Origin of the sequence: Nitratireductor thuwali (assembly GCF_036621415.1) — a bacterium.
In the GTDB taxonomy this organism is placed as follows: Bacteria; Pseudomonadota; Alphaproteobacteria; order Rhizobiales; family Rhizobiaceae; genus Chelativorans; species Chelativorans thuwali.
This window is the reverse complement of record NZ_CP030941.1, coordinates 496,400-507,562: the sequence shown is the minus strand read 5'-3', so window position 1 is coordinate 507,562 and position 11,163 is coordinate 496,400. Positions and strand designations below refer to the sequence as shown.

Genomic DNA, 11,163 nt, shown 5'->3' with positions numbered 1-11,163 from the left:
GCGGTGGAGACACCGAGGGAACAACATGAAGCGGACTCTTCTTGCATTCGCGGCCGTTCTGGCCAGCGCCGCGGCTGCTTTGGCCGCCAGCGCCGTCAACCGGGACGGCGATCCCCGCACGATCACCGTGACCGAAGGCGGCAGCCAGGCCGATATTACGATCGGCCCCGGCGAAACCATCGAGTTCTGCCCGGCCGGCTGCTTCGTCACCATGCCGAATGGCGACCGTGAGGTCCTGACCGGGACCGAGACCATAGAGATCACCGGCGGCCGCGGCCGGATCCGCTAGAACCGGAAGTCATTTCAAGCATTCACCGGAGCCGGGCAGTTTTGCCCGGCTTTTTATTTTGTTGATTCTCCAGTTGTTAACGCTGTCGCTAGAAATGCCACGTGCGCCGGCCGGTATTGGCGCGAGGATTTAGAGTTCGGAAGCCGTTGAAAGCTAAAGATTGCCGCCGGGCGGGATATTTCCCGTGACGAATGGCTGAAACGGGGGCTTCACCATGGACGCGCGATCCGAGCGCATTGCGGTACCGCTTGCCGTCGATCTCGACGGCACGCTGATCGCGGCCGATCTTCTTTGGGAAAGTCTGTTTCTGCTGATCCGCAAGCGGCCGCTGTGCCTGTTTCTTCTGCCATTGTGGCTGATGAAGGGGCGGGCGCATCTCAAATGCCGCATCGCCGAGCGCATCGATTTCGATCCTGCCGCACTGCCCTATCGCGCGGAATTGCTGGCAAAGCTGCAGGAAGAAAAGGCAGCGGGGCGATATATCGTGCTGGCCACCGCTTCGCCGCGCCTGCTCGCCGAGAAGGTGGCCGCTCATCTGGGCGTTTTCGACCAGGTGCTGTGCACCGACCCCCATTGCAACATGGCATCCGTCACCAAACGCGATGCGCTGGTTGCGGCCTTCGGCGATGGCGGGTTCGACTATGCCGGCAACAGCAAGGCGGATCTGAAGGTGTTCGAGGCGGCCCGCCAGGCGGTGGTCGTGGCGCCGGACCGGGCAGCCTCCGTGTGGCAGGCGGCCCATGGCGGCGAGCTGATCGCGGCGCCGAAGGTGTCGATGCGCACGATCGCGAAGATGCTTCGCGTGCATCAGTGGCTCAAGAACGCGCTGATCTTCGTGCCGCTCGTACTGGCGCATCAATATGGCAACCCACCGGTCTTGCTGGACGCGACGCTTGCCTTCATCGCCTTCAGCGCCGCGGCGTCGGCCATCTACATCCTGAACGACTTCTTCGATCTGGCGCTCGACAGGCGCCATGCCACCAAGCGCAACCGGCCTTTGGCCAGCGGCGTCCTGTCGATCCCGTTCGGGCTGGGCGCCATGGCGGTGCTGCTGCTCGTGGCTGCAGGCACAGCGGCTTTCCTGCCCCCTGTTTTTGCCGCCGTGCTGGCGCTCTATCTCGTCACGACGACCGCCTATTCGATAGCGGTCAAGCGCATGCTTCTGGTGGACGTGCTCATGCTGGCGGGCCTCTACACCCTGCGTATCCTGGCCGGCTGCGCGGCGACGGGCATAGAAGTATCGTTCTGGCTGCTGGCGTTCTCGGTGTTCTTCTTCCTCTCGCTGGCGCTGGTCAAACGCTATGTGGAGCTGCGTTCGACCGAGGTGCCCGTCGGCGAGCGCCTGGCAGGGCGCGGCTACCGGCTCGAGGATCAGGAGATCATCGCTCAGGCCGGCATGGCGTCCGCCTTTTCCTCGGCGCTGGTGCTGGCGCTCTATATCCAGAGCGACACGATCGACGCGCTCTACACTCATCCCTGGCTCATCTGGCCGCTGGGTCCGATCGTGCTCTACATCACCATGCGCATCTGGATATTGGCGCGGCGCGACGAGATGCATGACGATCCGATCGTCTTCATCATCCGCGACTGGCGCAGCCAGGCCGTGGCGGGCCTGGGCGCGCTCCTGCTTTTCGCCGCGGGCCTTTGACGATGCGAGACAGCTATCCCAGTTTCGGCATGGCGACGCCTGCGGGCCGCAATGCAATTACGGCGGACGCGGCGATAGAGCTTCTCCAAAGCGGCACACCGGCGGCCGGCGGTCTGCTCGCCTACGGCAATGGCCGCTCCTATGGCGACAGCTGCCAGAACTCCCGCGGCAGGCTCGCGGATATGCGCGGACGGGCCCGCATCCTTTCCTTCGATGCCGGCTCCGGCCTGTTGCAGGCGGAGGCCGGCGTTCTGCTGCGCGACATCATCGCCCTTGCCGCGCCAAGCGGCTTCTTCCCCGCCGTCGTGCCAGGAACGCAGCTCGTCACGCTCGGCGGTGCCATCGCCAACGACATTCACGGCAAGAACCACCATCGCCGCGGCACCTTCGGCTGCCATGTGCATTCGTTCACGCTGATGCGTTCCGACGGAACGATCCTGGAATGCGGGCCGCGCAAGAACGAGGACTATTTCCGCGCGACCATCGGCGGAATGGGCCTGACGGGCCTGATCCTGGGGGCCAGCATCCGGCTCTTGAAGGTTGGCAGCGCCGATGTCGACGAGCACATCACGCCGTTTGCCACGCTCGACGAATATTTCGACCGCGCCGTCGAGGCCGACGCCGAAAACGAATATGCGGTAGCCTGGATCGACCAGCTTGCCGGCGGGCGCAAGGCGGGCAGAGGGCTGCTGATGACGGCCAACCATGCCCGCCATGGCGGGAGCTTTTCGCCGGCGCGCAAGCCAAGGCTGGGCGTTCCCTTCCAGCCGCCGTTCAACATGCTCAACAGCGCCTCGATAAGGCTGTTCAACGCCGCCTATCGCTGGGCCAAGGGCCGCAGGACGGGGGTCAATCGCGCCCCCTATCGCGGCTATTTCTTTCCGCTCGACGGCGTGCGTGGGTGGAACCGGCTCTACGGGCCCGGGGGGCTTTATCAGCACCAGAGTGTGGTGCCGGAGGAGGCGGCCCGCAAAGCCGTTCCCGCCATGCTTCAGGCCGCGCGCGATGCGGGGCAGGCCTCGTTCCTCACCGTGCTCAAGCGGTTCGGCGGGACGGCTTCGCCGGGAATCCTGTCCTTCCCCCGGCCGGGATACACGCTGACGCTCGATCTTCCCAACCGGGGCAGGGCCACGCTCGATCTTCTGGCAAGGCTGGATGCCATCACGGTGGACGCGGGCGGAGCGGTCAATCCGTACAAGGATGCGCGCATGGGCGCCGACGTCTTCGCGGCATCGTTTCCCGGCTGGGAGGAACTCGAGCGCTTCCGCGATCCCGCCTTCATGTCGGACTTCTGGCGCAGGACGGCGGTGCGGCTGGGTCCAGCCTACCTTCAGCCGGCGGCGGAGTAGGGCCGTGAAGTTCTTTCCGGAAGGTAACTGCAGGAGGCGGCATTCGAGCGGACCGCTTCACGCGATTTTTTCTTCCGCCGTCTATGCAGGACAGCGGGACAAGCGGGGCAATCCGAAATGAAGTACATTCCATTCATCCTGTTCACGGTGATGACCAACGCCGCGGCGCAACTCATGCTGAAGCATGGCATGATGACATTGGGCCCGCTCACCTTCGCCGGCGTCAATCCGCTGTTCAAGATCCTGCAGATCGTGTTCAGCCCGTGGATTTTCGCGGGTCTGACGGTGTTCGTGGTGTCGATGGCCTCGCATCTCTACGTCCTCTCGAAGGTCGAGCTGTCCTTCGCCTATCCCTTCCTCAGCCTCGCTTATGTCGCGGTGGCGGTGTTTGCCTACTTCATCTTCCGCGAGGATCTCAACGCCTACCGCATTGCCGGCATCGCGCTGATCTGTCTCGGCACGGTGCTGATCGCCCAGAGCGGCCGCGATACGCCGGAGACCGAGGTCGCGCAGGGTTCATCTCAGTCCAAAGGGTCTGTCGTCCAATGAAACACATCATCTTCGGCGGTGACGGCTTTGTCGGCCGTCATCTTGCACCCAAGCTTTTGGCCGACGGCGAGACGGTCGTCGTCGCCGATATCGTGAAGAGCGACCTGCCACACTATGGCAAGGCGAAATTCGTGCAGTGCGACGTGACCGATCCTGCCGCGGTTGCGGCGGTCGCAATCGCGCCGGACGACATGGTCTACAATTTGTCGGCCAAGATGCTGTCGCCGATCCAGGTGCGGGCCAAACGCCACGACTTCTTCTATCCCGTGAACTACCACGGCACGGTGAACATCATCGGGGCCATGGACAAGGCGGGCGCGAAGAATCTCGTCCATTTCACCACCGACATGATCTACGGCCATACGGTCACCTATCCGATGACGGAGGACCACCCAGTCTCGCCGTTGGGCGAATATGGCCAGTCGAAGCTCGACACGGAGATGCTTGCCGCCGAGTGGCGCAAGCGCGGCATGAACATCTCGCTGTTCCGCCCGCGCCTCATCATCGGCCCGGGGCGGCTCGGCATCCTCGAAAAGCTTTTCAAGCTGGTCGACATGAACCTGCCGGTGCCCATGATCGGTTCGGGCAAGAACCCCTACCAGTTCATTTCCGTGTTCGACTGCGCGCAGGCAGCGCGGCTCGCGTGGAAGGCTGGCGTGCCCAACGAGGCATATAATCTGGGTTCGCTCAATCCGCCTCCGGTGCGCACGCTTCTGGGCAATCTGGTGAAGCATGCCGGTTCCAGATCACTGCTCGTTCCGACGCCGGGCTGGGCGGTCAAGCGCACGCTCGATCTGCTCGATCTCCTGAACATGCCGCTGATGGACCCCGAGCAGTACCTGATCGCCGACGAGATGTGCGTTCTCGACGTCTCCAAGGGCGGGCGAGAGCTGGGGTGGGTGCCGCAATACCGCGACGAGGACATGCTGATCGCCGCCTACGACGAATATCGGGCCAAGAAAGCCGGCGACAATGTCGGCGCGCATCATGTGCCGGCCGAATAGGAGTTTGCCGAAATGACCGTACTTACGAAGACCGAGGCCGAGGGAGCCATGCCCGTCATGAATGCACCGGAACTGGCGCCGCGCACGATCACCAAGCCGGACCTTTACTCCGTCGAGGATGCCAAGGCGCTTCCCACCGAGCGGATGACCGAGCTCTTCAAGGCTCACCTCAATCCCGGCCAGTTCCACTTCATGAAGCTTCTCGGCTTCCACAAGGTGAAGGTCGAGAGCGCGGAGGGCATGTACTACATCGACCAGAACGGCCGGAAAATTCTCGATTTCTTCGGCGGCTTCGGCTCGCTGGCCTTCGGCCACAACCACCCGCGCATCCTGGAGGCGCGACGGAAGTTCCAGGAAGAAAAGCGTCATGAGATCGCCATCGCCTTCATGTCGCAATATGCGACGGCGCTGGCTGCGAACCTCGCCGCCTGCTCGCCGGGCGACCTCGACATGGTGTTTCTGGGCTCATCCGGCTCCGAGGCAATGGAAGCGGCGGTGAAGCTGGCCGAGCGCGCGGCGGGGCCGAAGCGGCCGAAGATCGTCTATGCCGAGAACTCCTTCCACGGCAAGACGAAGGGCGTTCTGACGCTGACCGACGGGCAGCTCTATCGCGGCGAGTTCCGCCTGACCGACAATACGGTGCGGGTGCCTTTCGGCGACATCGATGCCGTGGAGAATGCCTTCAAGTCCGACCCCGAGATTGGCGCCATCGTCCTGGAGACGGTTCAGGGCGGCGGCGGCATCATTCAGGCCGAAGCGGAATACTGGCAGAAACTGCGCCAGCTTTGCGACCGGCATGGCGTGATATGGGTGGCCGACGAGGTGCAGTGCGGCTTCGGCCGGACAGGGCGCTTCTATGCCTTCGAACACTATGACGTGGTGCCGGACATCACCGCGCTCGCCAAGTCACTCGGTGCGGGCAAGGCGGCGGTGGGCGCAATGATAGCCAAGCGCGACGTCTACATGAAGGCCTACGGCACGCCGAAAACCGCGATGATCCATGCCATGGCGACGTTCGGCGGCATCGGCGAAGCCTGCGCCACTTCGATCGAGGGGCTCAACGTCCTTTACGATGAAGGCTTGATGGAGAACGCGGAAGCCGTCGGCGGCTACCTCATCGAGCGCCTCAACGGCCTCAAGGAAAAATATCCGCGGATCATCAAGGACGTGCGCGGGAAGGGCTGCATGGTCGGACTGGAGTTTCAGGACTTTTCACAGACGCTGCCGGCGGTGATGCGGCCGATGGTCGGCATGCTCGACGACAAGCTGAAGGGATCGCTGTCCGGCTTCATCGGTGCGCTGCTTCTGCGCGATCATGATGTGCTGGTCGCCTTCACCGAGTATAATCGCAACGTCATACGGCTCGAGCCGCCGCTCATCGTCGAGCGGAGCCACGTCGACACCTTCGTCGATGCACTGGACCAGCTTCTGGGCCGGGGCGTGGTCTCGATCGTCAAGGATTTCGTGAAGAGCCAGATGGGCTGAACGCAGTCGAGTTGAACAGGGGCGGACGGTTGGGCACGTCCGGAGCGGGGCAGGCATGAGTACAGTCGACGAAACGCCGATCGGGCGCGCATTCGCCAGCAGGCCGGGAGCGGGCATCCTGAAGGCGCTCCTTGTCCGGTCGGCGCTCGACCGGCTGGCGGCCCTCTTCCTGGTGCTTTCCGTTCTCGCGGTCGCCGCCTACGGGCTGCTGCGGCCCGACTACAACTGGGACATGGTCGCCTATGTGGCGACCGCCCTTGAAAACCGGTTCGAGGACCCGCGGGAGCTGCACGCCGCCACCTGGCAGTTGATCGACGAAGGGGCCAGCGAGAAGCAGCAATACCACCTGAAGTTCTCAAACCCCTACAATCTGAACCAGTGGGAACAGCCGGACGATTTTCAGTCCCAATTGTCCATGTACCGCGTCAAGGCCGCCTATATCGGCCTGATGCGGCTTCTGGAGCCCGTGACGGGACTGATCGACGCCTCCATCCTCCTCAGCGTCGTTCCATCATTCCTCGTGGGCATGCTGTGCCTTTACTGGCTGTGGCGGGCCGAGGCGTTGCAGGGCGCCTTCTTCCTGGTGCCGCTTCTGCTCGTGGCCGACTATTCGCGCATGACTGCCGCCGTCGCGCCGGACATGCTTCTGGCGCTGGTGTCGATGGCGGCGCTTTACGCCTTCTGGCGCGGGCGGGACGTCGTGGGCTGCCTTTGCCTCTTCGTTTCGGTCTTCGTGCGGCCCGACAACCTTATCCTCATCTTCGCCCTGCTGATTGCCGCCATCCTGTTCAACGGGCGAAAATTGCCCATCGCCGTCACCTTCGTCGCCGCCTTCGCCGCCTGCATGGCCATCTCGAAATTCGGCGGGCATCCCGGCTGGTGGGCCCATTTCTATTTCTCCTGCGTCGAGATGCAGAATTCGATGGCGGGCTTTTCGCCGGATTTCTCGGTCCTTCTGATGATCAAGGGCTATGTGCGCGGCGTTGTCGTGGCCCTGCAAGCCAATGATTGGCCGGCGATTCTGGCGGCGCTGACGGCGGCCTGGGCGCTGCTGGCGAAATTCGGCCGCATCGGGGGCCGCCGGGCCAATGGGCTGGTCTTCGCGCTGGCCATCGGCACGCTGGGCAAATTCGCCAGCTTTCCGCTTCCCGACGACCGCTTCTATTTCGTCTTCATCGCCGGCATGGCGGTGGTGCTGATAGCGTCCTGGCGGCCGCGTTTCGATCTGGTGCCGGCCAACCGCGGTCTCTGAGGTCGCGCGCCGCTTTTCGGGTGTCGCAAACAGGCGGGGGCGGGATGCCGCCGCCCGCCTAATCTCCCGCATGAATGTCGGCCCAAAAATGCGGGCCGCAACGGTGTTGAGGGAGCAGGCTGCATGAAAAACCAGGCGCGCGCGGTCGTCATCGGGGGAGGCGTGGTCGGTGTATCGACGCTCTACCACCTGGCGAAGAAGGGATGGTCGGATGTCGTCCTGGTCGAGCGCAAGGAACTGACCTCCGGCTCGACCTGGCATGCCGCCGGACTACTGCCGCTCTTCAACATGAGCTACTCGGTAGGCCAGATACACAAATATTCGGTGAGATTTTACCGGGAGCTCGAGCAGGAGACCGGCATGAATGTCGGTTTCACCCAGTGCTCCAACATCCGGCTCGCGCGCACGAAGGACCGGTGGGACGAGTACATGTATTATGCCGGCATCGCCGAGACGATCGGCATTCCGGTAAAGACGCTGACGCCCGAGCAGGTGAAGGAGGTCTGGCCGCTTTGCGAGACGGACGGACTTCTTGGAGCCATCCAGCACCCGGACGACGGCTACATCCAGCCTGCCGACCTGACCCAGGCATTGGCCAAGGGCGCGCGCGACCTCGGCGCAACCATCTACCGGAACACGGCTGTGACGGGCATCGAGCAGCAGGCGGACGGGGGCTGGGTGGTGAAGACGGACAAGGGCGACATCGCCTGCGAGCACGTCGTCTCCTGCACCGGCAATTTCGCGCGCAAGACCGGAGCGATGGTCGGCCTCGACGTGCCGGTGATCCCGGTCGAGCACCAATATATCGTCACCGAGCCGCATCCAGACATCGTCGCCCGCAAGAAGCAGGGTCTGCCGGAAATGGGCGTTCTGCGCGAGAGCGATTCTTCCTGGTACATGCGCGAGGAAAATGGCGGCCTGCTGCTCGGGCCGTATGAGAAGGGCGCGCCATGCTGCTATGTCGACGGACCGTCCGAAGATAGCGAGTACGAACTGTTCCAGGAGGACCTGGAACGTCTCATGCCGCATGTGGAGACGGCGATCGAGCGTGTGCCGGCCTTCGGCGAGGTGGGCATCAAGAAGATCTACAATGGCGCCATCGCCTATACGCCCGACGGCTCGCCCATCATAGGGCCGGCTCCGGGGCTCAAGAATTTCTGGCTTAACGAGGGCCATTCCTTCGGCGTTACGGCGGCAGGCGGCGCCGGCTGGCAGCTTGCCGAATGGATCGTCGAGGGCGAGCCCTCAATCGACATGATGGGCGTCGACCCGCGCCGCTTCGGCCCCTATGCGACGGAAGGCTATCTCGTCGAGAAGAACGAGGAGGCTTACGCCAATGTCTTCACCGTCCATTACCCGGACGAGGAGCGTGCCGCCGCCCGGCCGCTGAAGACGACCCCCTGCCATGACCGCATGAAGTCGCTCGGCGCGGTGTTCGGCTCGGTCTATGGGTGGGAGCGGCCCAACTGGTTTGCTCCGGAAGGCTATGAAGTGCCCGCCGAAGAACTCGGCGTCGGCGCGGACGTGCTGATGAAGCACAATCACGCGCCGCCCCTGGAAGACGGCCGCATCGTCGAAAAGTGGTCGTTCCGCCGTTCGAACTATTTCGAGCATGTGGGCAACGAGGTGCGGAACGTTCATGAGAATGTCGGCCTGCTCGACATGTCGGCCTTCGCCAAGTGCTGGATCGGCGGGCCAGGCGCGGAGGCGTGGCTGGAGCACATCTTCGCCAACCGCATCCCGAAGAAGGTCGGCCGCATAGCCCTGTGCCACATCCTGACGAAGCAGGGAGGCGTGCGCTCTGAATTTACCGTCTACCGCCAGCCGCAGGGCTTCTACCTCGTCTCCGCCGGTGCCTACGAGGCGCATGACCACGATGTGCTGATGAAGCTCCTGCCGGCGGACGGCAGCGTACGCATGTTCCCGATAACGCAGGAGTGGGGCGTATTGGTGCTGGCTGGGCCGAAAAGCCGGGAAGTTCTGAGGAAACTCACGCGCACGAGGCTTGCCAATGCAGATTTTCCATGGCTGTCGGGTCGCAAGGTATCGCTCGGCCATGCCACGGCGCACGCCCTGCGGGTCAATTTCGTCGGCGAGCTCGGCTGGGAGCTGCATCACCCGATCGAGATGCAGAACGCCATTTTCGACATGCTGATGGAGGCCGGCGCCGAGTTCGGCATAAAGCCATTCGGCATTCGCGCCATGACCGCCATGGCCATCGAGAAGAGCTACCGCCTCATTCCGCGCGAGCTTTCCATCGAATATACCGCCTGGGAAAGCGGGCTGGACCGTTTCGTGCGTCTGGAGAAAGGCGATTTCATCGGCCGTGACGCTCTCGTCAGGCAGCGGGAGGAGGGTCTCAACTGGAACTATGTCACGCTCGAGGTGCACGGAATCACCGATGCGGACGCGCGCGGCAATGAAGCCATTTACCGCGACGGCAAGCTGATCGGCCGGGCGACCCATGGCGGCTATGGCTGGCGCGTCGGCAAGAGCCTGGCGCTTGCCATGGTGCGCCCGGAGGCGGCGGGCGAGGGGACGAGGCTGGAGATCAAGATTCTCGGCAAGCTGCACGAAGCGACCGTGATCGCCGAGAGCCCGTTCGACCCGGAAAATGCGGCGCTGCGGGCCGACGGCTAGGACACCGGCTGCGGAAGATTGATCGGGCGCTGCGCTGCGGCTGCTTGCCGTGGACGGCGCCCGCGCTAAAATCCATCGGATGGACCATGACAGGGAACCCTGGCGCCGGCTGAGAAAGAGCGCGCTTGCCGCGTTGGGTGTTCTGTCGGGCCTGGTTCTCCAGCCCCAATCCGGCGGCTCGCAGGAAGTCGTGGACGTGGAACTCGTCCTGGCGGTGGACGTATCGCTGTCGATGTCGCAGGACGAGCTCGAGATCCAGCGCCGGGGCTATGCGGCCGCGCTTGCCCATGAGGATGTCGTCAATGCCGTTCTCGAAGGAGCCCATGGCAGGATCGCGGTGACCTATTTCGAATGGGCTGGCGAGTTTACACAGTCCGTGGTGGTGCCTTGGACGACGATCGCATCCCGCGAGGATGCGGTTCGTCTGGCGGAGCGCCTTTCGGCGAACCCGCCCAGCAGCGCGCGGCGCACGTCGATTTCGGGAGCGCTGGGCTTTGCGGCCGATCTGCTGGCCGAAAGCGGCTATCGCGGCCTGCGCCGGGTGGTCGATGTTTCCGGCGACGGACCCAACAATCAGGGGCCGCCCGTGACACCCGCCCGAGACCGGCTGACGGAGCAGGGCGTCACCATCAACGGGCTGCCGCTGATGACCAGTGGCGGCCTGGCGACGTCGTTCGATGTGGAAGATCTCGACATCTATTACCGCGACTGCGTGATCGGGGGGCCCGGCGCCTTCATGATACCGGTCAACGACTGGTCGCAGTTTCCGGAGGCCGTCCGCCGCAAGCTCGTCATCGAACTGGCCGGCAAACCGATGGAGCCGCCGGAAGGCGAGGGAGGCGTGCACTTCGTCCTCGCCCAGGCCAGCGCCGTCGATTGTCTCATCGGCGAAAAGATGTGGCAGAACCGCTCCTGGATGTACCGCGACTCGTGAGCGGGTCACGCCA

Annotated in this window: 9 protein-coding genes; all 9 read left to right on the top strand. The window is 63.8% G+C overall.

Annotated features, from left to right (window positions below):
• Positions 1-25: 25 nt before the first annotated feature.
• The 9 genes from NTH_RS02435 (at position 26) to NTH_RS02395 (ending at position 11,150) form a co-directional block, all read left to right on the top strand.
• A complete protein-coding gene (locus NTH_RS02435) occupies positions 26-289 on the top strand; it encodes a hypothetical protein (protein WP_338528510.1) in 264 nt (87 codons plus the stop codon).
• A 214-nt stretch (positions 290-503) separates the two neighbouring features.
• Positions 504-1,937: a UbiA family prenyltransferase gene (locus NTH_RS02430; protein WP_338528509.1), complete on the top strand. Its 1,434-nt coding sequence runs from the start codon at positions 504-506 to the stop codon at positions 1,935-1,937.
• 2 nt (positions 1,938-1,939) lie between these two features.
• Complete coding sequence (locus NTH_RS02425; RefSeq protein ID WP_338528508.1) at positions 1,940-3,286, top strand: FAD-binding oxidoreductase; 1,347 nt, start codon at positions 1,940-1,942, stop codon at positions 3,284-3,286.
• 117 nt (positions 3,287-3,403) lie between these two features.
• On the top strand, positions 3,404-3,835 hold the full coding sequence (locus NTH_RS02420) for a transporter (RefSeq protein WP_338528507.1): 432 nt from the start codon (positions 3,404-3,406) through the stop codon (positions 3,833-3,835).
• Positions 3,832-4,839, top strand: coding sequence for an NAD-dependent epimerase/dehydratase family protein (locus tag NTH_RS02415; RefSeq protein ID WP_338528506.1), 1,008 nt, complete (start codon positions 3,832-3,834; stop codon positions 4,837-4,839). Before NTH_RS02420 ends, NTH_RS02415 begins: the two co-directional genes overlap by 4 nt.
• A 48-nt stretch (positions 4,840-4,887) precedes the next feature.
• Positions 4,888-6,324 carry an aspartate aminotransferase family protein gene (locus NTH_RS02410; protein WP_338531784.1) on the top strand — a complete coding sequence of 479 codons (1,437 nt, stop codon included), beginning with the start codon at positions 4,888-4,890 and terminating at the stop codon, positions 6,322-6,324.
• Between the two features lie 55 nt (positions 6,325-6,379).
• Positions 6,380-7,576 carry a hypothetical protein gene (locus NTH_RS02405; protein WP_338528505.1) on the top strand — a complete coding sequence of 399 codons (1,197 nt, stop codon included), beginning with the start codon at positions 6,380-6,382 and terminating at the stop codon, positions 7,574-7,576.
• A 123-nt stretch (positions 7,577-7,699) separates the two neighbouring features.
• Positions 7,700-10,216, top strand: a complete 2,517-nt coding sequence (locus NTH_RS02400; protein ID WP_338528504.1) for a GcvT family protein — start codon at positions 7,700-7,702, stop codon at positions 10,214-10,216.
• Positions 10,217-10,295: 79 nt separating this feature from the next.
• Positions 10,296-11,150, top strand: coding sequence for a DUF1194 domain-containing protein (locus tag NTH_RS02395; protein WP_338528503.1), 855 nt, complete (start codon positions 10,296-10,298; stop codon positions 11,148-11,150).
• The last annotated feature ends 13 nt before the right edge of the window (positions 11,151-11,163 follow it).